Annotated in this window: 24 protein-coding genes; 18 read left to right on the top strand and 6 right to left on the bottom strand. The window is 68.3% G+C overall.

Annotated features, from left to right (window positions below; genetic code table 11):
* Positions 1–139: 139 nt before the first annotated feature.
* Entirely contained in the window at positions 140–997 is an 858-nt protein-coding gene (gene speE, locus CFB47_RS03065) for a polyamine aminopropyltransferase (protein WP_089460408.1), read from the bottom strand.
* 216 nt (positions 998–1213) lie between these two features.
* On the opposite strand from speE, the gene tkt reads away from it, so the two are divergent.
* Positions 1214–3286 carry a transketolase gene (gene tkt / locus CFB47_RS03070; RefSeq protein WP_089439212.1) on the top strand — a complete coding sequence of 691 codons (2073 nt, stop codon included), beginning with the start codon at positions 1214–1216 and terminating at the stop codon, positions 3284–3286.
* An 89-nt stretch (positions 3287–3375) separates the two neighbouring features.
* Entirely contained in the window at positions 3376–4386 is a 1011-nt protein-coding gene (gene gap, locus CFB47_RS03075) for a type I glyceraldehyde-3-phosphate dehydrogenase (protein WP_059500962.1), read from the top strand.
* Between the two features lie 77 nt (positions 4387–4463).
* Here the strand turns inward: gap and CFB47_RS03080 are convergent, their stop codons facing one another.
* Positions 4464–5366, bottom strand: a complete 903-nt coding sequence (locus tag CFB47_RS03080; RefSeq protein ID WP_089460409.1) for a LysR family transcriptional regulator — start codon at positions 5364–5366, stop codon at positions 4464–4466.
* Between the two features lie 151 nt (positions 5367–5517).
* Between CFB47_RS03080 and CFB47_RS03085 the strand changes: the two genes are divergently transcribed.
* Both CFB47_RS03085 and CFB47_RS03090 read left to right on the top strand, forming a co-directional pair.
* Positions 5518–6291 carry an SDR family NAD(P)-dependent oxidoreductase gene (locus CFB47_RS03085; protein WP_089461331.1) on the top strand — a complete coding sequence of 258 codons (774 nt, stop codon included), beginning with the start codon at positions 5518–5520 and terminating at the stop codon, positions 6289–6291.
* A 13-nt stretch (positions 6292–6304) separates the two neighbouring features.
* On the top strand, positions 6305–7363 hold the full coding sequence (locus CFB47_RS03090) for an L-idonate 5-dehydrogenase (RefSeq protein WP_089455571.1): 1059 nt from the start codon (positions 6305–6307) through the stop codon (positions 7361–7363).
* Positions 7364–7479: 116 nt separating this feature from the next.
* Here CFB47_RS03090 and CFB47_RS03095 read toward each other — a convergent pair whose 3' ends face one another.
* Entirely contained in the window at positions 7480–8679 is a 1200-nt protein-coding gene (locus CFB47_RS03095) for an MFS transporter (protein WP_089460410.1), read from the bottom strand.
* 312 nt (positions 8680–8991) lie between these two features.
* On the opposite strand from CFB47_RS03095, the gene cynR reads away from it, so the two are divergent.
* On the top strand, positions 8992–9882 hold the full coding sequence (cynR, locus tag CFB47_RS03100; RefSeq protein WP_089461332.1) for a transcriptional regulator CynR: 891 nt from the start codon (positions 8992–8994) through the stop codon (positions 9880–9882).
* 45 nt (positions 9883–9927) lie between these two features.
* On the opposite strand, the gene CFB47_RS03105 is transcribed toward cynR, so the two are convergent.
* Complete coding sequence (locus CFB47_RS03105; protein ID WP_089439216.1) at positions 9928–10650, bottom strand: FadR/GntR family transcriptional regulator; 723 nt, start codon at positions 10648–10650, stop codon at positions 9928–9930.
* Positions 10651–10862: 212 nt separating this feature from the next.
* Between CFB47_RS03105 and CFB47_RS03110 the strand changes: the two genes are divergently transcribed.
* The 3 genes from CFB47_RS03110 to CFB47_RS03120 all read left to right on the top strand — a co-directional run bounded on the left by CFB47_RS03110 (position 10863) and on the right by CFB47_RS03120 (position 13830).
* Entirely contained in the window at positions 10863–12185 is a 1323-nt protein-coding gene (locus CFB47_RS03110) for a C4-dicarboxylate transporter DctA (RefSeq protein WP_089440347.1), read from the top strand.
* 104 nt (positions 12186–12289) lie between these two features.
* A complete protein-coding gene (gene alc / locus CFB47_RS03115; protein ID WP_089439217.1) occupies positions 12290–13297 on the top strand; it encodes an allantoicase in 1008 nt (335 codons plus the stop codon).
* Positions 13298–13311: 14 nt separating this feature from the next.
* The gene (locus tag CFB47_RS03120; protein WP_089456540.1) at positions 13312–13830 is read left to right on the top strand and encodes an ureidoglycolate lyase; all 519 of its coding nucleotides are present in this window, start codon (positions 13312–13314) and stop codon (positions 13828–13830) included.
* Between the two features lie 177 nt (positions 13831–14007).
* Here CFB47_RS03120 and fur read toward each other — a convergent pair whose 3' ends face one another.
* The gene (gene fur / locus CFB47_RS03125) at positions 14008–14436 is read right to left on the bottom strand and encodes a ferric iron uptake transcriptional regulator (protein ID WP_043191276.1); all 429 of its coding nucleotides are present in this window, start codon (positions 14434–14436) and stop codon (positions 14008–14010) included.
* 141 nt (positions 14437–14577) lie between these two features.
* On the opposite strand from fur, the gene CFB47_RS03130 reads away from it, so the two are divergent.
* The 9 genes from CFB47_RS03130 to CFB47_RS03170 all read left to right on the top strand — a co-directional run bounded on the left by CFB47_RS03130 (position 14578) and on the right by CFB47_RS03170 (position 23872).
* Positions 14578–15387, top strand: coding sequence for an outer membrane protein assembly factor BamE (locus CFB47_RS03130; protein WP_089460411.1), 810 nt, complete (start codon positions 14578–14580; stop codon positions 15385–15387).
* 65 nt (positions 15388–15452) lie between these two features.
* On the top strand, positions 15453–16250 hold the full coding sequence (gene dapB, locus CFB47_RS03135; RefSeq protein WP_089424479.1) for a 4-hydroxy-tetrahydrodipicolinate reductase: 798 nt from the start codon (positions 15453–15455) through the stop codon (positions 16248–16250).
* An 18-nt stretch (positions 16251–16268) separates the two neighbouring features.
* Entirely contained in the window at positions 16269–16937 is a 669-nt protein-coding gene (locus CFB47_RS03140; protein WP_089424480.1) for a MotA/TolQ/ExbB proton channel family protein, read from the top strand.
* A 28-nt stretch (positions 16938–16965) separates the two neighbouring features.
* Positions 16966–17427, top strand: coding sequence for a biopolymer transporter ExbD (locus CFB47_RS03145; RefSeq protein WP_089460412.1), 462 nt, complete (start codon positions 16966–16968; stop codon positions 17425–17427).
* Positions 17428–17719: 292 nt separating this feature from the next.
* Positions 17720–20314, top strand: a complete 2595-nt coding sequence (leuS, locus tag CFB47_RS03150; protein WP_089439222.1) for a leucine--tRNA ligase — start codon at positions 17720–17722, stop codon at positions 20312–20314.
* 38 nt (positions 20315–20352) lie between these two features.
* Positions 20353–20907, top strand: coding sequence for an LPS assembly lipoprotein LptE (gene lptE, locus CFB47_RS03155; RefSeq protein ID WP_089439223.1), 555 nt, complete (start codon positions 20353–20355; stop codon positions 20905–20907).
* A gap of 18 nt (positions 20908–20925) precedes the next feature.
* Complete coding sequence (gene holA / locus CFB47_RS03160) at positions 20926–22020, top strand: DNA polymerase III subunit delta (protein ID WP_089460413.1); 1095 nt, start codon at positions 20926–20928, stop codon at positions 22018–22020.
* A 138-nt stretch (positions 22021–22158) separates the two neighbouring features.
* Positions 22159–23430 (top strand): glutamate-5-semialdehyde dehydrogenase, encoded by a 1272-nt coding sequence (locus CFB47_RS03165; protein ID WP_089460414.1) that lies wholly within the window; start codon positions 22159–22161, stop codon positions 23428–23430.
* A gap of 19 nt (positions 23431–23449) precedes the next feature.
* Positions 23450–23872: a CopD family protein gene (locus CFB47_RS03170; protein WP_089460415.1), complete on the top strand. Its 423-nt coding sequence runs from the start codon at positions 23450–23452 to the stop codon at positions 23870–23872.
* Between the two features lie 103 nt (positions 23873–23975).
* Here CFB47_RS03170 and CFB47_RS03175 read toward each other — a convergent pair whose 3' ends face one another.
* Complete coding sequence (locus CFB47_RS03175; RefSeq protein WP_039361495.1) at positions 23976–24824, bottom strand: MurR/RpiR family transcriptional regulator; 849 nt, start codon at positions 24822–24824, stop codon at positions 23976–23978.
* A 282-nt stretch (positions 24825–25106) separates the two neighbouring features.
* Here CFB47_RS03175 and edd point away from each other — a divergent pair, with 282 nt between their 5' ends.
* The gene (gene edd / locus CFB47_RS03180) at positions 25107–26963 is read left to right on the top strand and encodes a phosphogluconate dehydratase (protein ID WP_089455577.1); all 1857 of its coding nucleotides are present in this window, start codon (positions 25107–25109) and stop codon (positions 26961–26963) included.

The raw sequence follows: 26963 nt of genomic DNA on the forward strand, positions 1-26963 counted from the left end.
CACGTGTTCTGATTCCATGCCCGGGCGTTCGTTCAGGGGGGGGCGGCACGGCGTCCAGGACGTTCCGCCTCGGTGCCATGCATCACGAATCCTGCAAGGACGCGACGGAAAAACGGAAGCGTGGCGGCCGCGCGGACGCTCAGCGGCGAACGCCCAGTGTATCGCGCAGCGCGCGCGGCAGGGCAAAGAGGGACGCATGCAGCCGCGCATCGTAGTAGCGCAAGCCCTGGACGCGGCGGGTCGCGAGCCGTTCGTCGATGTCGTGGGCGAACAGCGCGGCCGCGTCGAGCGTGTCGCTCGCGATCGCCATCAGCCACTGCGAGCCGTACAGCGGCACGTGCGCGGACAACGGATCGACGACCGCGAAGCTCGCGCGGAGGTCGTCGAGCAGCGCGGCGATGCGCGCCGCGTGGAACACCGGCGAGCCGAGGTGCATCGAGATCGCGCCGCACGGCGTCAGGATCCGCTTGAGCCGCGCATAGAACGCGCGGGTATAGAGGCCGGCCGCCGGCGAATCGGGCGGCGTAAGGTCGAACACGACGAGATCGAAATGCTCGACGGTCGACTCGACGAAATGCGCGGCGTCGCCGATCACGACCTCGACGCGCGGGTCGTCGAGCGCACCCTGGTGCACGTCGTCGAGATACCGGCGCGCCATCCCGACCACCTCGTCGTCGAGTTCCGCGATCACGATCCGCGCGATGCACGCATGCTTGAGCAACTGGCGCGCCGCACCGCCGTCGCCGCCGCCGAGCACGAGCGCCTTGCGCGGCGACGGATGCGCGAGCGCGGCCGGGTGCGTCATGCACTCGTGATAGACGTACTCGTCGCCGACCGACGTCATCGGCCGGCCGTCCAGCGTGAACAGGCGGCCGAGCTGCGGGGTTTCCCAGACCTCGATCCGCTGGTGCGGCGACGCGACGTGCGCGAGCCGCCGGGCGTTCGGGAAGCCGTAGGCGGAGTCGGGCGTAGGGTGGAAAAGGAGAGTCGTGCTCACGGGCGGGCCACTCAGGGCTGGCAGTTCCGACGTCTGAATTATAGGAGGCGGGCGGTTTGACGGAAAACCGTGCCGGAACACTACTCGCCGACAAGGGAAATGTCAGCCCATCTGTTAAAATGACGAGCTTTGCAGCCCCGTCCGTAGGCTCCGTCCGCTTCGCGTCCGTCAGGCGCCGCACCGCGCGCCGGGAACGATTGACGCTCGAGCTTCCGGATGCCGCCGTGCCCCCGTTTCCTCGACTCGTTCTCCGGACTCGACATGACGACTTCGTCTCCCGCCTCCACCACCCTGATGGCCAATGCGATCCGTGCGCTCGCAATGGACGCCGTCCAGCAAGCGAACTCCGGCCACCCCGGCATGCCGATGGGCATGGCCGAAATCGGCGTCGCGCTCTGGTCGCGCCATCTGAAGCATAACCCGACGAACCCGCACTGGGCAGACCGCGACCGCTTCGTGCTGTCGAACGGCCATGGCTCGATGCTGCTGTACTCGCTGCTGCACCTGACCGGCTACGACCTGCCGATCGAAGAGCTGAAGAATTTCCGGCAGCTGCACTCGAAGACGCCGGGCCACCCGGAATACGGCATCACGCCGGGCGTCGAGACGACCACCGGCCCGCTCGGCCAGGGTCTCGCGAACGCGGTCGGCATGGCGCTCGGCGAAGCGCTGATGGCCGACGAGTTCAACCGTGACGGCGCGAAGATCGTCGATCACCACACGTACGTGTTCCTCGGCGACGGCTGCCTGATGGAAGGCATCTCGCACGAAGCCTGCTCGCTCGCCGGCACGCTGAAGCTGAACAAGCTGATCGCGCTGTACGACGACAACGGCATCTCGATCGACGGCGACGTCGTGAACTGGTTCCACGACGACACCCCGAAGCGTTTCGAAGCGTACGGCTGGAACGTGATCCCGAACGTGAACGGCCATGACGTCGACGCGGTCGACGCAGCCATCGCGAAGGCGAAGCTGTCGGACAAGCCGACGCTGATCTGCTGCAAGACGGTGATCGGCCAGGGCGCGGCGACCAAGGCCGGCGGCCACGACGTGCACGGCGCGGCGCTCGGCGCGGAAGAAATCGCGAAGACGCGCGCGGCGCTCGGCTGGACCTGGGAGCCGTTCGTGATTCCGCAGGAAGTCTACGCGGCATGGGACGCGAAGGAAGCCGGCAAGCGCGCGGAAAGCGAATGGGATGCGACGTTCGCGGCCTATCGCGCGAAGTTCCCGGCAGAAGCCGCAGAATTCGAGCGCCGGATGGCCAACCGGCTGCCGGCCGACTGGGCCGAAAAGGCTGCGGCGATCATCGCCGGCGCGAACGAGCGTGGCGAGACGGTGGCGACCCGCAAGGCGTCGCAGCAGGCGATCGAAGGCCTGGCTGCCGCCCTGCCCGAACTGCTCGGCGGCTCGGCCGACCTGACCGGCTCGAACCTGACCAACTGGAAGGCATCGAAGGCCGTCCGTGCGAATCCGGAAGGCCCGGGCGTCCAGCTGGGCAACCACATCAACTACGGCGTGCGCGAATTCGGCATGAGCGCCGCGATCAACGGCCTCGCGCTGCACGGCGGCCACAAGCCGTTCGGCGGCACGTTCCTGACGTTCTCCGACTACAGCCGCAACGCGCTGCGCGTGGCTGCGCTGATGAAGGTGCCGTCGATCTTCGTGTTCACGCACGACTCGATCGGCCTCGGCGAAGACGGCCCGACGCACCAGTCGATCGAGCACGTGTCGAGCCTGCGCCTGATCCCGAACCACGACGTATGGCGTCCGGCCGACACGGTCGAGACGGCCGTCGCCTGGACCCACGCGGTCGCTGCCGACCGTCCGTCGAGCCTGATCTTCAGCCGCCAGAACCTGGCGTTCAACCCGCGTACCGATGCGCAGATCGCGAACATCGAGAAGGGCGGCTACGTGCTGAAGGACTGGGACGACGAGATCGTCGCGCGCAAGATCATCCTGATCGCGACGGGCTCGGAAGTCGAACTCGCGATGAAGGCCGTCGAGCCGCTCGCGCAGCAAGGCATCGCGGCACGTGTCGTGTCGATGCCGTCGACCAACGTGTTCGACCGCCAGGACGCCGAATACCGTGAGCGCGTGCTGCCGCACGGCGTGCGCCGCGTCGCGATCGAAGCGGGCGTGACGAGCTTCTGGCACAAGTACGTCGGCCTCGAAGGCGGCGTCGTCGGGATCGACACGTTCGGCGAATCGGCGCCGGCCGGCGTGCTGTTCAAGTACTTCGGCTTCACCGTCGAGCACGTCGTCGAGACCGCCAAGGCCGTGCTGGCCTAAAGAGACAGACGCGACGCGCGCCACCCCTCGCGCGCGTCGCACCGTGAAGCTGCACGAAACGAATTTTTTCAGCCATCAGGAGATAGACCATGACGATTCGCGTCGCAATCAACGGCTACGGCCGCATCGGCCGCAACACGCTGCGCGCGTTCTACGAGAACGGCAAGAAGCACGACATCGAGATCGTCGCGATCAACGATCTGGGCGATGCGAAGACCAACGCGCACCTGACCCAGTACGACACCGCGCACGGCAAGTTCCCGGGTGAAGTGTCGGTCGACGGCGACTACCTCGTCGTGAACGGCGACAAGATCCGCGTGCTGGCGAACCGCAACCCGGCCGAACTGCCGTGGGGCGAGCTGGGCGTCGACGTCGTGATGGAATGCACGGGCTTCTTCACGACGAAGGAAAAGGCCAGCGCGCACCTGAAGGGCGGCGCGAAGAAGGTGATCATCTCGGCACCGGGCGGCAAGGATGTCGACGCGACGATCGTCTACGGCGTGAACCACGACGTGCTGAAGGCCGAGCACACCGTCATCTCGAACGCATCGTGCACGACGAACTGCCTCGCGCCGCTCGTCAAGCCGCTGAACGACAAGATCGGCCTTGAAACCGGCCTGATGACGACGATCCACGCGTACACGAACGACCAGGTGCTGACGGACGTCTATCACGAAGACCTGCGCCGCGCGCGTTCGGCCACGCACAGCCAGATCCCGACGAAGACGGGCGCTGCTTCGGCCGTCGGCCTCGTGCTGCCGGAACTGAACGGCAAGCTCGACGGCTACGCGATCCGCGTCCCGACGATCAACGTGTCGATCGTCGACCTGTCGTTCATCGCGAAGCGCGACACGACGGTCGAGGAAGTCAACGCGATCATGAAGGAAGCATCGGAAGGCGCGCTGAAGGGTATCCTCGGCTACAACGACGCACCGCTGGTGTCGATCGACTTCAACCACAACCCGGCTTCGTCGACGTTCGACGCCACGCTGACCAAGGTGTCGGGCCGCCTCGTGAAGGTGTCGAGCTGGTACGACAACGAGTGGGGTTTCTCGAACCGCATGCTGGATACGGCTGTCGCATTCGCGAACGCGAAGTAATCCTGCACGTTGCGCGGCCGCCGCAAGGCGGCCTGCGCGGCGAACGAGCCCGGCCCGGTTTTTCCGGCCGGGCTTTTTTATGGCCCGCCGTTATGGCTCGATGCGGCCGTCACCTGCTCGAGCGCGGCGACGAACGCCCGCTTCAGCGGGCTGTCGAGGTCGGTCCACGCGAGGCCGATGCCGGTGCGGTGCCCGGCCAGGTCGAGCGGCCGCGCGAGCACGTTCGGCGGCAGCGCGCTGGCGGCCTCCGCCGGAATCAGCCCGATGCCCATCCCCGCCGCGACGAGCGCGAGCATCGTCGTGAATTCCCCGAACTCCTGCGCGATCTCGAGCGTCGTGCCCGCGCGGCTCAGCGCGAGCAGCATGTCGTCGTGAAAGCCCGGCGCGTAGCGGCGCGCGAGCACGAACGCGGGCTGGCCGCGCAGCGCGGCCGGCGCGATCGCATCGTGCCCGGCGAGCGGGTGGTCGAGCGGCAGCGCGACGACGAAACCCTCCTCGAGCACCACGCGCGTGTCGATGCCCGCATACGCGGCCGGCAGCCGGATCATCCCGAAATCGATCCGCCGGTCGCGCAGCGCGGCGATCTGGTCGGGTGTCGGCAGGTCCTTCAGCTCGAGCGTGATCAGCGGATAGCGCTCGCGCATCGTGCGCAGCACGGCCGGCAGCAGCGCGGGCAGCACCGACGACACGAACGCGATCCGCAGCGTGCCGATCTCGCCGCGGCTCGACAGCCGCGCCAGCTGTTCCGCGCGCGCGGCCTGCTGCAGCGTGGCGCGCGCTTCGGGCAGGAACACGCGCCCTGTGTCGCTCAGTTCGACCTTGTGCCGGTCGCGCTCGAACAGGCGCGCGCCGAGTTCTTCCTCGAGCGCCTTGATCTGCATGCTCAGCGCGGGCTGTACGATGAACAGGCGCTGCGCGGCGCGCCCGAAATGCAGCTCTTCCGCGAGCGTGACGAAGGCGCGCAATTGCTTGAGTTCCATGGGCGGCGGGCATGAGAATGCGGTGATCAGGTTTCATGATAACCGGATCAAAAAAGACCATTGGCGCGGCGCCCGGCAGGCAGCCGAAGATACCGTCAACGCGAGACCGGCCGCGATGGGCCGCCGGCTCGACTTGCACGAGGAGACACGCATGACCCACGCGCTTGAACGGTTTCGCCTCGACGGCCGCCGCGCACTGATTACCGGTTCCGGCCGCGGGATCGGGCTGACGCTCGCCCGCGGGCTGGCCGAAGCGGGGGCCGCGATCGTCATCAACGATCGCAATGAGGAAAAGGCCGCCGCGCTCGTGCAGCACCTGCGCGAGGAGGGTTTCACGGCCGACTACGCGGTATTCGACGTTGCCGAGCATGCGCAGGTGCGCGCGGCGATCGATGATTTCGAGGTGCGCGTCGGTGCGATCGACATCCTCGTGAACAACGCGGGCATCCAGCGCCGCGCACCGCTCGACGCGTTCGAGCCCGACGACTGGCATGCGCTGATGCGCGTGAACCTCGACGGCGTGTTCAACGTCGCGCAGACGGTCGCGCGGCACATGATCGCGCGCGGCCGCGGCAAGATCATCAACATCTGCTCGGTGCAGAGCGAGCTCGCACGGCCGACGATCGCGCCGTACGCGGCGACCAAGGGCGCGGTGCGGATGCTGACGAAAGGGATGTGCGCGGACTGGGCGCGCCACGGCATCCAGGCGAACGGCCTCGCGCCCGGCTATTTCGAAACCGAACTCAACCGCGCGCTGGTGGACGACGCGGCGTTCTCGGACTGGCTGTGCAAGCGCACGCCGGCCGGCCGCTGGGGGCGTGTCGACGAACTGTGCGGCGCGGCGATCTTCCTCGCGTCGGCCGCTTCCGATTTCGTGAACGGCCAGACGCTGTTCGTCGACGGCGGGCTGACCAGTGTCGTCTGACAAGGAGGCTGTCATGCGTATGCGTTGCATGTGTGTCGTGATCCACGGGCCGAACGACCTGCGGGTCGAAGAGCAGGACGCGGGCGAGATCGGCCCGGGCCAGGTGCGCGTCGAGGTCGCGATGGGCGGCATCTGCGGCTCCGATCTCCATTACTTCCGGCACGGCGGTTTCGGCGCGATCCGGCTGCAGCAGCCGATGGTGCTCGGCCACGAGGTGGCCGGCACGGTTGCGGAAGTCGCGCCGGACGTGACGTCGGTGAAGGTCGGCGATCGCGTCGCGGTCAATCCGAGCCGGCCGTGCGGCGCGTGCCGCTATTGCCTCGAAGGGCTGCCGAACCAGTGCCTGGACATGCGCTTCTACGGCAGCGCGATGCGGATGCCGCACGTGCAGGGCGCGTTCCGCAATGCGCTCGTGTGCGACGCGGTGCAGTGCGTGAAGGTTGCCGACCACGTGCCGCTGTCGCTCGCGGCGCTCGCCGAACCGTTCGCGGTCGGGCTGCATGCGGTGTCGCGCGCGGGTCCGCTGATCGGCAAGCGCGTGCTGGTGTCGGGCTGCGGGCCGATCGGCGTGCTGGCGGTGGCAGCGGCGCGCGTGCACGGCGCGGCGGAGATCGTCGCGACCGACGTCGTCGAGGCGCCGCTGGCCGTGGCGAGCGCCCTTGGCGCCGACCGCACGATCAATGCGGCGGCCGATGCCGGCTGGGTCGAGCGCTACGGCGCCGACAAGGGCACGTTCGACGTGATGATCGAGTGTTCGGGCAATGCGCGCGCGCTGCGTGACGGGCTGGACGTGATGCGTCCGCGTGGGGTCGTCGTGCAGCTCGGGCTCGGCGGCGATGTCAGCCTGCCGCAGAACGTCGTGGTCGCGAAGGAACTGTCGATCTGCGGGTCGTTCCGTTTTCATGCGGAATTCGCGCTCGCGGTGCAGTTGATCAACGCGGGACGCGTCGACCTGCGCCCGGCCGTCACGCGCGTGTTCCCGATGCGCGATGCGAACCTCGCGTTCGAACTGGCCGGTGACCGGCAGCGCGCGATGAAGGTGCTGATCGACTTCGCGGACGAGGCCGCGTGACGATCACGCGCTAGCGCGCGACGGACGGACTCGACGCCATCAAAAAGGCACGCCCGCGATTTGCGCGGCGTGCCTTTTTTCGTCGTGCGGCGAACACGCGTTACTGCGTTACTGCGTTACTGCGTGACCTGCCGCGCGCCGACGCGCTGCGACGCGAGCCACAGCGCGATCAGCACGCCGGCAAGCGCAGCGCCCGCGATGCACACGCCGCGCCAGCCGTCGATGCCGTACGCGACGCTCGCCGCGAACGACCCGAATGCGCCGCCGATGAAGTAGCTCGTCAGGTAGATCGTCGTCACGCGGCTGCGCGCGTTGCCGGCCAGCGCATAGATCACGCTCTGGTTGGAGATGTGCATGCCTTGCACGCCGACGTCGAGCAGCAGGATGCCCGCGATCAGCGCCGCGAGCGAATGCGCGCCGGTGGCGATCAGCGCGAACGACGCGAGCACGGCCGCCGCGAACAGCCCCGTCGCCGCATTGCCGTGGCCGCGATCGACGAGCCGGCCGGCCGACGTCGCCGCGAGCGCGCCCACCGCGCCGACGATGCCGAACAGGCCGATCTGCCCTTCGGAATAGCTGTACGGCGGCTGGCTGAGCAGGAACGTGAGGCCCGTCCACAGCAGGCTGAAGCACGCGAACACGAGCGCGCCGTAGGTCGAGCGCAGTGCGATCAGCGGTTGTGCGCGCACCAGCGCGACGAGCGACTTCATCAACACCGCATAGTCGAGGCGCGCATCGCGGCGATCCTTCGGCAGCTTCACGGCGAGCACGACGGTCAGGGCAGCCACCATCACCGCCGCGATGCCGTACACCGCACGCCAGCCGAACCCGTCGGCGATCGCACCGGCCGCGACGCGCGCGAGCAGGATGCCGAGCAGCAGCCCGCTCATCACGGTGCCGACCGCGCGGCCGCGCGAGCGCGCATCGGCGAGCGATGCGGCGAACGGCACGAGCAGCTGCGTCGAACAGGTGACGAAGCCGACCGCGACGTTCGCGACGACGAACATCGTGAAGTTCGTGCTGAACGTGACCGCGACCAGCGCGACGACGTTGAGCATCAGCAGCCGTACGATCAGCGTATGACGGTTGACCGCGTCGCCGAGCGGGACGATCAGCAGCAGGCTCGCCGCATAGCCGAGCTGGGTCAGCGTGACGAGATAGCCGAGCTCGGTCGGCGCGCGCCCGAAGCTGCGCGCGATTGCGGCGAGCAGCGGCTGAGCGTAATAGATGTTGCCGATAACGATGCCGCACGCGCAGGCGAACAGCAGCGTCATGGCGCGGGTCAGGGGAGGGTGGGTGTCGTGATGCGGTTCCATGGTCGCGAAAAACAGCGGCGCCGGCCGGCGGCACGGAGCCGTCGGTTGCGCGAGGTGACGGAAATCGGGGCCGGCGTCGACGGATCGGCGGTGAGCCGATGCGCGCCGGGCGGATCGCGGCCGGGCCCGGATCGGGCGGGCGGCGGATCGTCGTGCGGCGGGCGGAGGCAGGGCGGGCCCGGGCGAGCCGTTCCGGTGTGGTGACAGCGGTCATGCACGGGAACGGATGTGCGTATGATGCGGGAATCGAACCATAGCGTCCAAGACTGGATCGTTATGCGCTTCATTGGCAAAACCAATACCTCCGCCGCCATGCTCCTGCGCCACATCCGCTATTTCCTGGCCGTCGCCGAGCAGCGCAGTTTCACGCGCGCGGCCGACGCGCTGCACGTCTCGCAGCCGACGCTGTCGCATCAGGTGCGCCAGCTCGAGGACACGCTCGGCGTGCCGTTGTTCGACCGCTCGGGCCGCACGGTGCAGCTCACCGAGTTCGGCGAAGTCTATGCGCGCCACGCGCGCGCCGCGCTGCACGAGCTCGAGGCGGGGCAGCGCGCGCTGCACGACGTCGCCGATCTCGGCAGCGGGTCGCTGCGGCTCGCGATGATGCCGACCTTCGCGGCCTACCTGAGCGGCTCGCTGATCGACGCGTTCCATGCCGACCATCCGAACATCGCGCTGACGATCGATGCGATGCCGCAGGCGCGCATCGAGGCGCTGCTCGCCGACGACCGGCTCGACGCGGGCTTCGCGTTCATGCCGCCGCGCGCGCCGGACATCGACGCGCTGCCGCTGTGGGACGAGCCGCTCGCGCTCGTGACGGGCCGCACGCACCGTCTCGCGCGGCGCCGCCGTGCGCTGACGCCGGCCGAGCTCGGCGGTGAGCCGCTGGTGCTGCTGAGCCGCACGTTCGCGACGCGCGAGCGCATCGACCGGTATTTCATCGAGCACGGCGCGCAGCCGAAGATCGCGATCGAGACGAATACGGTCAGCGCGGTGCTGGCGCTCGTGCGGTGCGGGCGGCTCGCGACGGTGCTGCCCGACGCGGTCGCGCGCGAGAGCGCCGACCTGTGCGCGCTGGAGATCGATCCGCCGCTGCCCGCGCGCACGGCCGCGCTGCTCACGCGCAAGGGCGCGTACCGCAGCGTCGCGGCGCGTGCGTTCATCGCGCGTGCGCTCGCGTATCGCGATCTGTCGGGAGGTTGACCGGCAAGACCGGGCGGCGCGCGCAACGGGCGGCCGCCCGGGCCGTCATGTGCGCGGGGTCGGGAAGAAGATGCCCGCGCGCTGCGCGGCATTCGCGATGTGCGTTTCGATCGCGATGCCGGCGGCGCCCGCATCGCGCGCGATCAGCGCGTCGACGATCGCGCGGTGTTCCTGCCACGTCGACAGCAGCAGCTCGCGCCGGTAGAACGGCATGCGCTGGCTTTCCTTCATGATGTCCGCGCTGCTGCGCAGCACCGATTCGATCGCCGCGTTGCCGGCGAGGTGGATGATCCGCATGTGGAAGTCGAAGTCGAGCTGCGATGCCGCGTCGAGTGCACTTTCGGTGAGCGCGACGTGCAGGTCGGCGAGGTTGTCCTCGAACCACGCGATGTCGTCGTCGCTGACGACGTGCGCGGCCATCCGCGCGGCGAACCCTTCGAGCGCATAGCGCATCTGGTACGTGTCGGGCGGCGACGACTGCTCGGCGAAGCGCCATGCATGCGCGGCCGTGGCCTGCGCGCTTTCGACATACACGCCCTTGCCGGCGCGGATGCGCAGCATCCCGAGCGCCTCGAGCGTCGACAGCGCCTCGCGCAGCGACGCGCGGCTGATCTCCAGCTCCTCGGAGAGCTGGCGCTGGGCCGGCAGCAGGCTGCCGACCGGATAAACGCCTGCCTCGATCCGGTCGCGGATCGTCGCGATGGCGGCGTCGGTCACGGTATGCGGAACGTTTTTCATGATGTGAACTTGGGCCGGTCTGACCGGCATTGTAATCCGCACGCAGGCGGTGCATGGCCGGCCTACGGGAAAGCCACGACCCGACCTTGCCCGGTGCATCGAAACCGGGCGAGCAGGGGCGGGAAATCCCTATTTTGTCCGTCCTTGACGCGACTATATCGGCTTCCTACTATCCACCATAACATCACTGGTCTTACCAGTATGAACAGACGAAACTGCAACCGTTGGATCGGGAGAGCGCCGTGTCGAAATTCCTCAATTCGCTGTTTGGCCGGGTAGTCGTCGCATTGATTCTAGGGATCGCGCTCGGCGCGTTCTTCCCGCATTTCGCCGAGTCGCTGCGACCGCTCGGCGACGGCTTCCTGAAGCTGATCAAGATGGTGATCGGGCCGATCGTGTTCTGCGTGGTGGTCAGCGGGATGGCCAACGCGGGCGACCTGAAGAAGGTCGGCCGGGTCGGCCTGAAGGCCGTGATCTACTTCGAGATCATGACGACGCTCGCGCTCGGCATCGGCCTCGTGCTCGCGTGGCTCACGCGCCCGGGCGTCGGGATGAACATCGACCTGCGCTCGCTCGACGCGTCGTCGCTCGCGACGTACGCGAAGAACGCCGAAAGCCTGAAGGACACGGCCGGCTACCTGATGAAGATCATCCCCGAGACCGCGATCGACGCGTTCGCGAAGGGCGACATCCTGCAGATCCTCGTATTCGCGGTGCTGTTCGGCTCCGCGCTGTCGCTGCTCGGCGACAAGGCGCAGCGCGTCAACTCGCTGATCGAGGAACTGTCGCACGTGTTCTTCCGGATCATCGGCTTCATCATCAAGCTCGCGCCGCTCGGCGTGCTCGGCGCGATCGCGTTCACGACCGGCAAGTACGGCGTCGCGTCGCTCAAGCAGCTCGGCTACCTGGTCGCGGTGTTCTACCTGAGCTGCTTCGTGTTCGTCACGGTCGTGCTCGGCGTCGTGATGCGGCTCGCGGGCTTCTCGGTGTTCAAGCTGATCCGCTACCTGCGCGAGGAACTGTCGATCGTGCTCGGCACGGCGTCGTCGGACGCGGTGCTGCCGCAGGTGATGCGCAAGCTCGAATACATGGGCGTGAAGGATTCGACGGTCGGCCTCGTGATCCCGACCGGCTATTCGTTCAACCTCGACGGCTTCTCGATCTACCTGACGCTTGCCGTGCTGTTCATCGCGCAGGCCACCAACACACCGCTGTCGACGCATGACCTGATCGTCGTGCTGCTCGTGTCGCTCGTCACGTCGAAGGGCGCGCACGGGATCCCGGGCTCGGCGATCGTGATCCTCGCGGCGACGCTGTCGGCGATCCCCGCGATTCCGGTGCTCGGCCTCGTGCTGATCCTGCCGGTCGACTGGTTCGTCGGCATCGCCCGCGCGCTGACCAACCTGATCGGCAACTGCGTCGCGACGGTGGTCGTCGCGGTGTGGGAGAACGACATCGATCGTGCCCGCGCGACCCGCGTGCTGAATCGCGAGCTGCGCTACGTGCCGGCCGAAGAGGAAGGCCGCGCGGCACCGGTCGCCGGCGACCAGGCTCACGCGCTCTGAGCGCACCCCCGCGCGGGGCGGCTTCCCCTGGTCGTTCCGCGCACCCGAATGCATGCGGCCGGCGCCTCGATGCGCCGGCACGCGATCCCACATCAGGAGACGACATGGCAGCCCCCATCCTCGATCCGAATGCGCCGGCCTTCACGCGGCGCTACATGAACCTTGCCGACCCGCGCCTCGGGGCGCAGGCGCTCTTTGCCAGCGACGAATTCTTCGCGCCGAAGGAGCGCATGCTCAATCCCGAGCCGGCCGTGTTCATCCCCGGCAAGTACGACGACCACGGCAAGTGGATGGACGGCTGGGAAACGCGCCGCAAGCGCACGACCGGCCACGACTTCTGCGTGGTGCGGCTCGCGCGGCCGGGCGTGATCCACGGCGTCGACCTCGATACGAGCCATTTCACCGGCAACTTCCCGCCGGCCGCGTCGATCGACGCGTGCGTCGCCGAAGGCGACACGCCGCCTGATGACGCGCAATGGCGCCCGATCGTCCCGGCGACGACGCTGCAGGGCAATTCGCATCACTACGTGAGTGTCGACGATGCGCAGCCCTATACGCACCTGCGCGTGAACCTGTACCCGGACGGCGGTCTCGCCCGGCTGCGCGTGTACGGCCAGCCGCAGCGCGACTGGCGCCAGGTGCCGGCCGGCGAGCTCGTCGATCTCGCGGCGATCGAGAACGGCGGCTACCTGGTGGCGGCGAACAACCAGCACTTCGGCCCAGCGTCGCAGATGCTGATGCCGGGGCGCGGCGTGAACATGGGCGACGGCTGGGAAACGCGGCGCCGCCGCGAGCCGGGCAACGACTGGGCGATCGTCGCGCTCGCGCGGCCGGGCATCATCCGGCGCGTCGAGGTCGATACCGCGTTCTTCAAGGGCAATTTCCCCGACCGCTGCTCGCTGCAGGCCGCGCGGGTCGCGGGCGGCACCGACGATTCGCTCGTCACGCAGGCGATGTTCTGGGCCGAACTGCTCGGCGAGCAGAAGCTGCAGATGGACCACGTCCACACGTTCGACCAGCTTGCCGCGCTCGGCCCCGTCACGCACGTGCGTTTCAACATCTTCCCGGACGGCGGCGTGTCGCGCCTGCGTCTGTGGGGCGAGCCGGCTTGACGGAGGGCAACGGCATGAGCGAATCCCGGATCCTGCGCGTCGAGCGCCTGACGCGCGAAGCGTTCGCGCCGTTCGGCGACGTGATCGCGCTCGAAGGCGCGCGGCATTTTCCGATCAACGGCGGCACGACCGAGCGCTTCCACGATCTCGCGACGATCGACGTATGCGCGGACGGCGGCCGTCCGCTCGTCAGCGTGTTCCGCGCGCAGCCGCGTACGCTGCCGGTCGCGGTCACGCTGATGGAGCGCCATCCGCACGGCAGCCAGGCATTCATCCCGCTCGCGGCCGTGTCGCGCTACGCGATCGTCGTCGCGCCCGCGGGCGAATTCCGGCCGGACGCGATGCGCGCGTTCCTCGCGCAAGGCTGGCAGGGCGTGAATTATGCGAAGGGCGTCTGGCACCATCCGCTGCTCGCGCTCGACGCGGTCAGCGATTTCGTGATCGTCGATCGCGGCGGGCCGCAGCCCAATTGCGACGAGATCCCGCTCGAGCGCGCGTGGGCGCTCGAGTTCGAGCCGGCCTGCGCGGCCTGACGCAACGGCAACGCCCGGCTCCGGCTGCCTGGCGGCAGCCCGGGGGGGCGTGTCGAAGGGTTTCCGAAAGCCTGGGCGCACGACCCGCGCGGCGGTGCGTCGCCGCCATCCCGAAAAGAACACGGCCCGGGCGGCGAGATGCCGGCCGGGCCGTGCTGCGTGCGCGAGGCGCGCGAATCAGTGCTTGCGGTGCGGGCAGTTCTCGGTCGTGCACGAACCGTACATCGCGAGCGAGTGCTCCTGGAGCTTGAAGCCGCGCTCCTTCGCTATCGCCTGCTGGCGGCCTTCGATCTCGGCGTCGAAGAATTCCTCGACACGGCCGCAATCGAGGCACACGAGGTGATCGTGGTGCGAGCCTTCGTTCAGTTCGAACACGGCCTTGCCGGATTCGAAGTTGCTGCGCGTGAGCAGGCCGGCCTGCTCGAACTGCGTCAGCACGCGATAGACGGTGGCCAGCCCGATGTCGAGCTGCTCGTTGAGCAGGTTCCGGTAGACGTCTTCTGCCGTCAGGTGGCGCACCGGGCTTTGCTGGAAGATCTCGAGAATCTTGAGGCGCGGTAGGGTGGCCTTTAGCCCGATATTCTTGAGATCCGTCGGATTGGTCATGGCTAGGCATCCCTAGAGTACAATGCAGGGCTTCAATGTTACCGGCTTTTCGCCGTTCCAGAAACACGCGCGGCCTGCACACGGGCCTGCACGGTGAGGGAAATGATTCCAGAATCTCTTTCGCACTTTCAGAGGAGCCGCATGCGGAGTGTCATCATCGCTGCCGCCGCCGTTGCCGCGCTGGCTGGTTGTTCGTCGTACGACAGCGTGACGCAGCGCATCGCGCAGAGCATCACCCCCTACCGGATCACCGTCGTGCAAGGCAACTTCGTGTCGCAGGAGAAGGCCGCGCAGTTGCAGGTCGGCATGTCGCGCGAGCAGGTGCGCGCGTTGCTCGGCACCCCGCTGCTGGCCGACATGTTCCACGCCGACCGTTGGGACTACCTCTTTTACTTCAAGCGCGGCTCGACGGCAGTCGTCCAGCAGCGCGATCTCGTCGTGACGTTCTCGGGCGATCGCCTGGCGAGCTGGACGGGGGCGGACAACCTGCCTTCGGAGCTCGACCTGCTGGCCGATATCGACGGCGACCGCGGCGGCAAGAAGGCGAAGGCGGCCGCAGCGGCGAAGAAGGCCGCCGAGGCTGCCGCCGCCGCGAGCGCCGCGCAAGCGAGCGCGCCGGCGCCGGAGGCGGTCGCCAGCCCGTCCGCCGTGCCGGCGGCCGGTGCGGTGGTCGACCAGGATGCGAACGCGCAGGCCGCCCGCGCGGCGAACCGCGCGACCAACCAGGTGTCGGGGCAGGGTTCGGGTTCGCGCCGGTTCACGCCGGCCGCGAAGGCCTCGGGCGGCGCGCCGGTGCCGGGCGGCCAGCCGCCGGGCGCCGCGCCGGCGATCCAGCCGCAGTTCCAGTTCCATCGTCCGCCGCAGCCGAACGTGTCGAACGAGGCGACGCCGGTCGGCCCGCAAGGCTCGGACAACCTGCAGAACCAGCCGCTCACCGCGCCGGCGCAGTAAGCAGCCGGCGTGCGGATACAGGGCGGCCTGCGCCGCCCGCTTTTATACCTGTCGTGTAGAAAGCCATGAAGATTGCGATTGCCGGGGCATCGGGCCGAATGGGCCGGATGCTGATCGAAGCCGTTCTCAACGATGCCGACGCGCAGCTCGTCGGCGCGCTCGACCGCGCCGATTCGCCGTTCCTCGGCCAGGACGCCGGCGCGTTCCTCGGCAAGGAAACCGGGGTCAAGCTGACCGCCGACCTCGACGCCGTGTTCGCGCAGGCCGACACCCTGATCGATTTCACGCGTCCGGAAGGCACGATGGCCCATATCGAGGCCGCGCTGCGCCATGACGTGAAGCTCGTGATCGGCACGACCGGCTTCACCGCCGAGCAGAAGGCCGAGCTGCAGGCCGCGGCGGGCAAGATCGGCATCGTGTTCGCGGCGAACATGAGCGTCGGCGTGAACGTCACGCTGAAGCTGCTCGAATTCGCGGCGAAGCATTTCTCGCACGGCTACGACATCGAGATCATCGAGGCGCATCATCGTCACAAGGTCGACGCGCCGTCGGGCACCGCGCTGATGATGGGCGAAGCCGTCGCCGGCGCGCTCGGGCGCTCGCTCGACGATTGCGCGGTGTACGGCCGCCACGGCGTGACGGGCGAGCGAGATCCGTCGTCGATCGGCTTTGCCGCGGTGCGCGGCGGCGACATCGTCGGCGATCACACCGTGCTGTTCGCCGGGATCGGCGAGCGCATCGAGATCACGCACAAGTCGTCGAGCCGCGTGTCGTACGCGCAGGGCGCGTTGCGCGCGGTCCACTTCCTGTCGGCGCGCGGCGCCGGCCTGTTCGACATGCAGGACGTGCTCGGCCTGCGCTGACACCACGGGGAAACTCCGATGGCGATACCCACCGGCGTTGTCCACTACCTCGAAAGCGGCGATGCGATCACGCATGCCGTCGCCTATGTGCTGCTGGCGATGTCCGTCGCCAGCTGGTGCTTCCTCCTCATGAAAGCCTGGCTCCTGGTCCGCGCGAAGCGGCAGGGGCCGCGCGCGCTCGCCGCGTTCTGGCGCGCGCCGTCGCTCGACGCGGGCATCGCCGCGCTCGCCGGCGCCGATCGCGAGCGCGTGTTCGTGCCGCTCGCCGAGGCCGCGCGCGATGCGGCCGACGACCACGACCCGGCTGCCCTGGCCGCGCGCGTCGAGCGCGGCGAACGCGTGCTGCGCGCGTTGCGGCACGCGATGCTGCGCTCGCAGCGGCGCCTCGAATTCGGCCAGGTGCTGCTCGCGTCGATCGGCAGCACCGCGCCGTTCGTCGGGCTGCTCGGCACCGTGTGGGGCATCTACCATGCGCTCGGCAGCATCGCCGCGAGCGGGCAGGCGCAGATCGAGAACGTCGCGGGGCCGGTCGGCGAGGCGCTGATCATGACCGCGTTCGGGCTCGTCGTCGCGATTCCCGCGGTGCTGGCCTACAACATCCTCGGGCGGCTCGTGCGCCAGCTCGCCGAGGAACTCGACGGCTTCGCGCGCGACCTGCACGTGTTCGTGTGCGCGCAGGAAGCCTGACGCGTGAACAGACCGTAGAGGAGCGACCATGGCATTCGGCGGACTCGAGCACCACAAGACGTCCGCGCCGATGGCGGAGATCAACATGACCCCGCTGATCGACGTGATGCTGGTGCTGCTCGTCATCTTCATCATCACCGCGCCGCTGATGACGCACGCGATCCGGCTCGACCTGCCGAAGGTCGCGGCCAGTGTCGCGCGCGACACGCCGCAATCCGTCACCTTGTCGATCGACGACGCGGGCAAGCTGTACTGGGACGACGCACCGGTCGCGCTCGACGCGCTGCCCGCGCGCTTCCGGGCCGCCGCCGCGGGCGGCGCGCCGCCCGAGCTGCGGCTGCGCGCATCGCGTGCGACCCGCTACGACGTGATCGCGCAGGTGATGGGCGCCGCGCAGGCCGCCGGCCTCACGCGGATCGGCTTCGTGACCGACGTGCCGCCGCAGGCGGGCGGTTCCGCGGCGGCGCCCGCCGCGCCGGCTACCCGCTGAGCGGAGCCGGCGGGCCTGTCCCGGCCGCGGGATCGGGCCGCACGCCGCAAGACCGGTCGAATGGGCCGGCGCGGGCGGTATAATCAACGTTTTTCCCGGTTGGCAGGCTTTTTTCAGGTAACCCGGAATTTTCCAGGCTACCCGGGCATGCTGCGGATTACCCGGAAAATGCCCGGAAACCGCGAACAGGTCCGGCAACAGCGAACCTGCAGGTCCGCCGGGCAAGCACGATTTTCGATCCACTCCTGCGCGCGCGCCGTCGCGTCGCTTAAAGCCTAGTCCGAACCACACCATGCACGAGAGATACGTACCCGCCGACGTCGAAGCCGCCGCCCAGGGCGACTGGCGCGCAGCCGATGCCTACAAGACGAAGGAAGATTCGCAGAAGCCGAAGTTCTACTGCGTGTCGATGCTGCCGTACCCGTCCGGCAAGCTGCACATGGGTCACGTGCGCAACTACACGATCAACGACGTGATGTACCGCTATCTGCGGATGAACGGCTACAACACGCTGATGCCGATGGGCTGGGACGCGTTCGGGATGCCGGCCGAGAACGCCGCGATGGCGAACGGCGTGCCGCCCGCGAAGTGGACCTACGACAACATCGACTACATGAAGCGCCAGATGCAGTCGATGGGCCTCGCGATCGACTGGTCGCGCGAAATCGCGACGTGCAAGCCGGACTACTACAAGTGGAACCAGTGGCTGTTCCTGAAGATGCTCGAGAAGGGCATCGCGTACAAGAAGACGGGCACCGTGAACTGGGACCCGGTCGACCAGACCGTGCTCGCGAACGAGCAGGTGATCGACGGCCGCGGCTGGCGCTCGGGCGCGCTCGTCGAGAAGCGCGAGATCCCGATGTACTACCTGCGCATCACGCAGTACGCGGATGAGCTGCTGAACGACCTCGACGGCCTCGGCTGGCCCGAGCGCGTGAAGATCATGCAGCAGAACTGGATCGGCAAGAGCTTCGGCGTGAACTTCGGCTTCCCGTACGAACTCGACGGCGAGAAGAAGCTGCTGCGCGTGTTCACGACGCGCGCCGACACGATCATGGGCGTCACCTTCTGCGCAATCGCGGCCGAGCATCCGCTGGCCACGCGCCTTGCCCAGGACAAGCCCGAGCTGCTCGCGTTCATCGATGAATGCAAGCGCGGCGGCGTCGCCGAGGCCGACGTCGCGACGATGGAGAAGAAGGGCGTCGCGACGGGCTTCTCGGTCACGCACCCGCTCACCGGCGAGCCGGTCGAGGTGTGGATCGGCAACTACGTGCTGATGAGCTATGGCGAAGGCGCGGTGATGGGCGTGCCGGGCCACGACGAGCGCGATTTCGCGTTCGCGAAGAAATACGACCTGCCGATCAAGCAGGTGATCGCGGCCGAAGGCCAGCAGTACTCGCTCGACGCGTGGCAGGAGTGGTACGGCGACAAGGAAATCGCGGTCTGCGTGAACAGCGGCAAGTACGACGGCCTGCGCTACGCGGAAGCGGTCGACGCGGTCGCGGCCGACCTGAACGCCGGCGGCTTCGGCGACAAGCAGGTCACGTGGCGCTTGCGCGACTGGGGCGTGTCGCGCCAGCGCTACTGGGGCACGCCGATCCCGATCATCCACTGCCCGTCGTGCGGCGACGTGCCGGTGCCCGAGCAGGATCTGCCCGTCGTGCTGCCGGAAGACCTCGTGCCGGACGGCTCGGGCAACCCGCTCGCGAAGTCGGAAGCGTTCCTGAACTGCACGTGCCCGAAGTGCGGCGCGGCCGCCAAGCGCGAAACCGACACGATGGACACCTTCGTCGATTCGTCGTGGTACTTCTCGCGCTACACGGCGCCGGACGCCGAGACGATGGTCGACGCGCGCACCGACTACTGGATGCCGATGGACCAGTACATCGGCGGCATCGAGCACGCGATCCTGCACCTGCTGTACTCGCGCTTCTGGACCAAGGTGATGCGCGACCTCGGCCTCGTGAAGTTCGGCGAGCCGGCGAAGAACCTGCTCACGCAGGGCATGGTGCTGAACGAGACGTACTACCGCGAGGACGCATCGGGCAAGAAGACCTGGTACAACCCGCTCGACGTGACGGTCACGCACGACGACAAGGGCCGCCCGGTCGGCGCGACGCTGAACGCGGACGGCCAGCCGGTCGTGCTCGGCGGCATCGAGAAGATGTCGAAGTCGAAGAACAACGGTGTCGATCCGCAGCTGTTGATCGACCAGTACGGCGCGGATACCGCGCGCCTGTTCACGATGTTCGCCGCGCCGCCCGAGCAGCAGCTCGAGTGGTCGGGTGCGGGCGTCGAAGGCGCGAGCCGCTTCCTGCGCCGCGTGTGGAGCTTCGGTGCGACGAACCGCGAAGCGCTCGCCGCGCGCGCGGGCTTCGATGCGGCCGCGCTCGGCGAAGCCGACAAGGCGCTGCGCCGCGAGATCTACAGCGTGCTGAAGCAGGCCGATTTCGACTACCAGCGCCTGCAGTACAACACGGTCGTGTCGGCCGCGATGAAGATGCTGAACGCGATCGACGGTGCGAAGGGCGCGACGCCCGGCGTGCTGCGTGAAACGTACGGCGTGCTGCTGCGCGTGCTGTACCCGGTCGTGCCGCACGTCACGTTCGAGCTGTGGAAGGCGCTCGGCTACGCGGACGAATTTGGCCCGCTGCTCGACGCACCGTGGCCGAAGGTCGACGAGGCCGCGCTCGAGCAGGCCGAGATCGAACTCGTGCTGCAGGTGAACGGCAAGGTGCGCGGCGCGCTGAAGGTGGCGAAGGACGCGAGCCGCGAGGCGATCGAAGCCGCGGCAGTGGCCGACGACGCGTTCGCGAAGTTCAGCGACGGCAAGCCGGCGAAGAAGATCGTCGTCGTGCCGGGCCGCCTCGTGAACATCGTCGTCTGACGGCCGCCGGCCATCGGACGTACCCAGAAGGAGCGAAGGTGATCCGCAGATCGTTTTTGATGCTCGCTGTCGGCAGCGCGGTTGCGCTGTCGGCATGCGGCTTCCAGTTGCGCGGCCAGCAGGACTACGCGTTCAAGCACCTGCTGATCGCCGGCGCGCCGGCGCCCGTCGAGGCGCGCCTCGTGCGCCTCGTCGAGGCCGGCAGCGACACGAAGATCGTCAAGTCGGCGGACGACGCCGACGCCGTGCTGACCATGTGGGAATCGCGTGGCCAGAACACGCTGACGCTCAACAAGTACGGTTCGGCGCAGGAATACGCGCTCTTCTATACGTTGCGTTATCAGTTGACGAGCAAGGACGGCACCGTGCTGATCCCGCCGAGCGCGATCGCGCTGAACCGCGCGATGACGTACAGCGACCAGTACACGAACGCGAAGGCGCAGGAAGCCGACATCCTTTACGGCGACATGCAGAGCGACGCGGTCGACCAGCTGATGCGGCGTCTCGCGATCGTCCATTCGCTGACGCCGGCGCCGGAAGACGTGGTACCGGGCGTCGCGCCGCGCGCGCCGTTGCCGCCGCCGCCGCTCTGATCGACGGCGCACGTATCGATGCAACTGCGACTTGATGCGCTGGAGCCGCACCTCGCGAAGGGGTTGGCCGGGCTCTATACCGTCTACGGCGACGAGCCGCTGCTCGCGCAGGAAGCGTGCGACCGCATTCGTGCGGCCGCGCGCGCGGCCGGCTACACCGAGCGTTCGGTGCATACGGTCGAGCGCGGCTTCGACTGGAGCGTGCTGCTCGGCGCGACCCAGGCGATGTCGCTGTTCGGCGAGCGCCAGCTGATCGAGCTGCGCATTCCGTCGGGCAAGCCCGGCAAGGAAGGCGCCGATGCGCTGAAGACGCTCGCGGCCACGCCGAACCCCGACGCGCTGATGCTCGTCACGCTGCCGCGCCTCGACGCGGCCACGCAGAAATCCGCGTGGTTCACCGCGCTGCAGAACGGCGGCGTCGCGCTGAAGATCGATCCGGTCGACCGCGCGCAGCTGCCGAACTGGATCGGCCAGCGCCTCGCGCTGCAGGGCCAGCGCGCGGCGCCCGGCGAGGACGGGCGGCGCGCGCTGCAGTTCATCGCCGAGCGCGTCGAAGGCAACCTGCTCGCCGCGCACCAGGAAATCCAGAAGCTCGGGCTGCTGTATCCGCAGGGAGCGCTGTCGTTCGAGCAGGTGCACGACGCGGTGCTGAACGTCGCGCGTTACGACGTCTTCAAGCTGAACGAAGCGATGCTCGCCGGCGACGCCGCGCGGCTCGCGCGGATGATCGACGGGTTGAAGGGCGAGGGCGAGGCGATCGTGCTCGTGATGTGGGCCGTCGTCGAGGAATTGCGCACGCTGCTGCGGATCAAGCGCGGCACGACGGCCGGCAAGCCGCTGGCAACGCTGCTGCGCGAGAACCGCGTGTGGGGGCCGCGCGAGCGGCTGATCGGTCCCGCGCTGAATCGCGTGTCCGAAGCCGTGCTCGAGAAGGCGCTCGCGTTTGCCGCGAAGCTCGACCGTCAGGTCAAGGGGCTCACGGCCGTCGCGCCGGGCCGTCGTACGCAGGACGAACCGCCGCCCGATCCGTGGGACGGGCTGTTCCAGCTCGCGATGACGGTGGCCGGTGCCCGCGGCGAGCGACCGCCGACCGCGGGGCGCGTGCGACGCTAAGTCCCGTTCGGGCCTTCAGCGCGCGCTGCGCAACCCGCTTACAATGTTTCGATAGCTGGCGCGGCCCTCCGGCCGCCGCCGCTCACGCTTCCCCACGAATTCATGCCGCCCCGCGCGGCGCGCTTCTCGAGTCACACGATGGATATCGATCAGTACATGACCGACCTGGGCCGTCGCGCCCGGCACGCTTCCCGCGCGATGGCGCGCGCCAGCACGGCCGCGAAGAACGCGGCGCTCGACGCCGTGGCGCGCGCGATCGAACGCGACGCGCAGGTGCTGAAGGACGCGAATGCCCGCGATGTCGCCCGTGCCCGTGAAAAGGGGATGGATGCCGCGTTCGTCGACCGCCTGACGCTGTCGGACAAGGCGCTGAAGACGATGGTCGAAGGCTTGCGCCAGGTGGCGTCGCTGGCCGATCCGATCGGCGAGATCGGCAACCTCAAGTACCGCCCGAGCGGCATCCAGGTCGGCCAGATGCGTGTGCCGCTCGGCGTGATCGGCATCATCTACGAATCGCGCCCGAACGTGACGATCGACGCGGCTGCGCTGTGCCTGAAGTCGGGCAACGCGACGATCCTGCGCGGCGGCTCCGAAGCGCTCGAATCGAACGCCGCGCTCGCGAAGCTGATCGGCGAAGGGCTCGAAGCCGCCGGCCTGCCGCAGGACGCGGTGCAGGTCGTCGCGACGGCCGATCGCGCGGCGGTCGGCAAGCTGATCACGATGACCGAATACGTCGACGTGATCGTGCCGCGCGGCGGCAAGAGCCTGATCGAGCGCCTGATCAACGAGGCGCGCGTGCCGATGATCAAGCACCTCGACGGCATCTGCCACGTGTACGTCGACGATCGCGCCGATCTCGCCAAGGCGCTGACCGTCTGCGACAACGCGAAGACGCATCGCTACGGCACCTGCAACACGATGGAGACGCTGCTCGTCGCAAGCGGTATCGCGGCGACGCTGCTGCCGCCGCTCGGCAAGCTGTATCGCGACAAGCAGGTCGAACTGCGCGTCGACGCGGCCGCGCGCGCGGTGCTCGCCGATGCGGGCGTCGGCCCGCTCGTCGACGCCACCGAGGAAGACTGGCACACCGAGTATCTCGCGCCGGTGCTCGCGATCAAGGTCGTCGACGGCCTCGACGCCGCGATCGAGCACATCAACCACTACGGCTCGCACCACACGGACGCGATCGTCACCGAGGATCACGACCGCGCGATGCGGTTCCTGCGCGAGGTCGATTCGGCGAGCGTGATGGTCAACGCATCGACGCGCTTCGCGGACGGCTTCGAATTTGGCCTCGGCGCGGAAATCGGCATCTCGAACGACAAGCTGCACGCACGCGGCCCCGTCGGCCTGGAAGGGCTGACGTCGCTGAAGTACGTCGTGCTCGGACACGGCGAAGGCCGCCAGTAAACAGCGAGGCACACAATCGATGGCGATGCTCTGGGTCAAGACGTTCCATATCGTTCTGATCGCCGCGTGGTTTGCAGGGTTGTTCTACCTGCCGCGCATCTACGTGAACCTGGCCATGGAAACCGATCCGGCCGCCGTGCGTCGCCTGCTGCTGATGGCGCGCAAGCTGTTCCGCTTCATGACGATGATCGCGGTGCCGGCGCTGGCCTGCGGGCTGTGGCTCTGGCTGTCGATCGGCATCGGGCAGGGGCAGGGCTGGATTCACGCGAAGGTGACGGTCGTGCTGCTGCTGATCGTCTATCACGCGTATTGCGGGCACCTGCTGCGGGTGTTCGAGCGCGGCGAGAACACCCGCACCGACAAGTGGTATCGCGTGTTCAACGAGCTGCCGGTGCTCGGCATGCTCGCGGCGGTCGCGCTGGTCGTGATCAAGCCGTTCTGAGCGGCAGGGCCGGCGAGGTTGCCGGCGCTGCCTGATGCGCAACGGCGCCCCGCGGGGCGCCGTTTGTCGTTTACGGTTCGTGCGCGGTCGGCGCGGCGTCTGCTCAATCCTTCGTGCCGTCGTCGATCCGGCGGCGCGTGATCGCCTCCTTCGCACGGCCGACCCGTTCCATCAGCGCGGGGCCGCGCGACAGCGCGACGCCGACCGCGAGGATGTCGCCGATCGCGAGATGCGACATCCGCGACGTCATCGGCGAGAACACGTCGGTTTCCTCCGCGACGTTCGACGCGAGACTCACCGTTGCGAGCTTCGCGAGCGGCGAATGGCTCTGCGTGATCGCGACGACCTTCGCGCCGCATGCGAGCGCGGAGCGTGCGGCGTCGACGATGTCACGCGTGCGGCCGGTGTTCGAGATCGCGACGACGACGTCGTGCGGGCCGAGCAGCGCCGACGACATCGAGAACGTGTGCGGATCCGAATACGCGACACTCGGCACGCCGAGCCGGAAGAACTTGTGCTGGATGTCCTGCGCGGCGATACCGGAGCCGCCGGCGCCGTAGAACTCGATCCGCGACGCGTTCGACAACAGCCCGATCGCCTCGGCGACGCTGCCGGCGGACAGGCTGTTGCGCACTTCGATCAGTGCGCCGATCGTGCGGTCGAACACCTTGCCGATGATGCCGGGCGCCGGTTCGTCGGGCTCGACGTCGCGATAGACCGACGACACGCCCGGCGCGACGCTCTGCGCGAGCCGGATCTTGAATTCGCGAAAGCCGCTGCAGCCGAGCGCCTGGCAGAATCGCGCGATCGTCGGCTGGCTGACGCCCGCGCGCGTCGACAGCTCGGTCATCGCGAGGTCGAGCACCTCGCGCGGCGCGGCGAGGATGTAGTCGGCGAGCTTGCGCTCGGACGGGCGTAACTCGGTGCGGATCGCTTCAATGCGGGGCAGCATGGGACGGCAGGAGGAAATCGGGTTCGGATGAGCGAGTGTATCGCAATCGAATTGTAGAAAATCTACAAGAAAATACTAGCGCGGGCGCAGTGCTTTCATCGCGGAGAATTAGGGTTTTCACTAGGTATCGCCTTGCTGGTGGCGGGAATGAGGGTTGCGGGTCGACGAATCCGCATTGCATGCTTGTAGTTTTTCTACTAGACTGGCTTCGTTCTGTCGATGCATTCGACCGTCCCCACGATTCCAACCGCCGGTGTCGGCCGGCATACAGGAGCGCCCAGCATGACGTCGCTGCACCCCACTCTGGCGAAGGTCACCGAACGCGTGATCGCCCGCAGCCAATCGACCCGTTCCGCCTATCTGCAGCGCATCGACGGCGCGCAGGGCAAGTTCCCGGCGCGCGGCGCGCTGTCGTGCGCGAACCTCGCGCACGGCTTCGCCGGCCTCGAGGGTAACGACAAGTTCTCGATCAAGGCGATCCGCGAGCCGAACATCGGCATCGTGTCCTCGTACAACGAGATGCTGTCCGCGCATGCGCCGTACAAGGATTTCCCCGAGATCATCAAGGCGGCCGCGCGCGAGAACGGCGGGGTCGCGCAGTTCGCGGGCGGCGTGCCGGCGATGTGCGACGGCGTCACGCAGGGCAACCCGGGGATGGAGCTGTCGCTGTTCTCGCGCGAGGCGATCGCGATGGGCACGGCGATCGCGCTCACGCACAACATGTTCGACGCGGCGCTCTGCCTCGGCATCTGCGACAAGATCGTGCCGGGCCTGCTGATCGGCGCGCTGCAGTTCGGCCACCTGCCGACGATCTTCGTGCCGGCCGGCCCGATGACGAGCGGCCTGTCGAACGACGACAAGGCGAAGATCCGCCAGCAGTTCGCGACCGGCCAGGTCGGCCGCGACGCGCTGCTCGAAGCCGAATCGGCCGCGTATCACGGCCACGGCACCTGCACGTTCTACGGCACCGCGAACAGCAACCAGATGCTGATGGAGCTGATGGGGCTGCACCTGCCGGGTTCGGCATTCGTCCACCCGCACACGCCGCTGCGCACCGCGCTCACCGCCGAGGCCGCGCGCCGCGTGCTCGACCTGACCGTCGAGCGCGGCCACTACACGCCGATCGGCCACGTGATCGACGAGAAGGCGATCGTCAACGGGATCGTCGCGCTGCTCGCGACGGGCGGCTCGACCAACCACACGCTGCACCTCGTCGCGATCGCGCGCGCGGCCGGCATCCTGATCGACTGGAACGATTTCGACGAACTGTCGGCCGTCGTGCCGCTGCTCGCGAAGATCTACCCGAACGGCAAGGCCGACGTGAACCATTTCCACGCGGCGGGCGGCGTGGCCTTCCTGGTCCGCAACCTGCTCGAAGGCGGGCTGCTGCACGAGGACGTGACGACGGTCGCCGGCAAGGGTCTCGCGCACTACACGAAGGAGCCGAAGCTGATCGACGGCAAGCTCGCCTGGGTCGACGGCGCGGCCGAGAGCCACGACACGAAGGTCCTGCGCGGCATCCGCGACCCGTTCCAGCCGGACGGCGGCCTGCGCCTGATGCAGGGCCGCCTCGGCCGCGGCGTGATCAAGATTTCGGCGGTCGCGCCCGAGCACCGCAAGGTGACGGCGCCCGCGATCGTGTTCGATTCGCAGGAAGCCGTGCAGGAAGCATTCGATCGCGGCGAGCTGAAGCGCGATTTCGTCGCGGTGGTGCGCTTCCAGGGCGCGCGCGCGAACGGGATGCCCGAGCTGCACCGTTTGACGCCGCTGCTCGGCGTGCTGCAGGATCAGGGTTTCCACGTCGCGCTGGTCACCGACGGCCGCATGTCGGGCGCGTCGGGCAAGGTGCCGGCCGTGATCCACGTGTCGCCGGAAGCGTTGCTCGCCGGCCCGCTCGGCAAGGTGAAGACGGGCGATACGCTCGTGATCGACGCGGAAGCCGGCGTGCTCGACATCGAGGTCGACGCCGCCGAGTGGCAGGCGCGCCCGGTCGCGCAGCCGCTGCACCAGGCCGAGAACGAAGTCGGTTTCGGGCGTGAACTGTTCGGCGTGTTCCGCGCGGCCGCCGCTCCGGCCGAGCAGGGCGCATCGGTTTTCGGCGCGCTGGTCGGCGAAACGGCCGCCCACGTCGCCGCATGA

Origin of the sequence: Burkholderia sp. AU27893, assembly GCF_002223205.1 — a bacterium.
Taxonomy (GTDB): domain Bacteria; phylum Pseudomonadota; class Gammaproteobacteria; order Burkholderiales; family Burkholderiaceae; genus Burkholderia.

Coding starts and splice junctions, on each gene's coding strand:
- tkt (WP_089439212.1), top strand. CDS start 1,214: ATGCCGCCGTGCCCCCGTTTCCTCGACTCGTTCTCCGGACTCGACATG.
- gap (WP_059500962.1), top strand. CDS start 3,376: ATGACGATTCGCGTCGCAATCAACGGCTACGGCCGCATCGGCCGCAAC.
- CFB47_RS03080 (WP_089460409.1), bottom strand. CDS start 5,366: ATGGAACTCAAGCAATTGCGCGCCTTCGTCACGCTCGCGGAAGAGCTG.
- CFB47_RS03085 (WP_089461331.1), top strand. CDS start 5,518: ATGACCCACGCGCTTGAACGGTTTCGCCTCGACGGCCGCCGCGCACTG.
- CFB47_RS03090 (WP_089455571.1), top strand. CDS start 6,305: ATGCGTATGCGTTGCATGTGTGTCGTGATCCACGGGCCGAACGACCTG.
- CFB47_RS03095 (WP_089460410.1), bottom strand. CDS start 8,679: ATGGAACCGCATCACGACACCCACCCTCCCCTGACCCGCGCCATGACG.
- cynR (WP_089461332.1), top strand. CDS start 8,992: ATGCTCCTGCGCCACATCCGCTATTTCCTGGCCGTCGCCGAGCAGCGC.
- CFB47_RS03105 (WP_089439216.1), bottom strand. CDS start 10,650: ATGCCGGTCAGACCGGCCCAAGTTCACATCATGAAAAACGTTCCGCAT.
- alc (WP_089439217.1), top strand. CDS start 12,290: ATGGCAGCCCCCATCCTCGATCCGAATGCGCCGGCCTTCACGCGGCGC.
- CFB47_RS03120 (WP_089456540.1), top strand. CDS start 13,312: ATGAGCGAATCCCGGATCCTGCGCGTCGAGCGCCTGACGCGCGAAGCG.
- fur (WP_043191276.1), bottom strand. CDS start 14,436: ATGACCAATCCGACGGATCTCAAGAATATCGGGCTAAAGGCCACCCTA.
- CFB47_RS03130 (WP_089460411.1), top strand. CDS start 14,578: ATGCGGAGTGTCATCATCGCTGCCGCCGCCGTTGCCGCGCTGGCTGGT.
- dapB (WP_089424479.1), top strand. CDS start 15,453: ATGAAGATTGCGATTGCCGGGGCATCGGGCCGAATGGGCCGGATGCTG.
- CFB47_RS03140 (WP_089424480.1), top strand. CDS start 16,269: ATGGCGATACCCACCGGCGTTGTCCACTACCTCGAAAGCGGCGATGCG.
- CFB47_RS03145 (WP_089460412.1), top strand. CDS start 16,966: ATGGCATTCGGCGGACTCGAGCACCACAAGACGTCCGCGCCGATGGCG.
- leuS (WP_089439222.1), top strand. CDS start 17,720: ATGCACGAGAGATACGTACCCGCCGACGTCGAAGCCGCCGCCCAGGGC.
- holA (WP_089460413.1), top strand. CDS start 20,926: ATGCAACTGCGACTTGATGCGCTGGAGCCGCACCTCGCGAAGGGGTTG.
- CFB47_RS03165 (WP_089460414.1), top strand. CDS start 22,159: ATGGATATCGATCAGTACATGACCGACCTGGGCCGTCGCGCCCGGCAC.
- CFB47_RS03170 (WP_089460415.1), top strand. CDS start 23,450: ATGGCGATGCTCTGGGTCAAGACGTTCCATATCGTTCTGATCGCCGCG.
- CFB47_RS03175 (WP_039361495.1), bottom strand. CDS start 24,824: ATGCTGCCCCGCATTGAAGCGATCCGCACCGAGTTACGCCCGTCCGAG.
- edd (WP_089455577.1), top strand. CDS start 25,107: ATGACGTCGCTGCACCCCACTCTGGCGAAGGTCACCGAACGCGTGATC.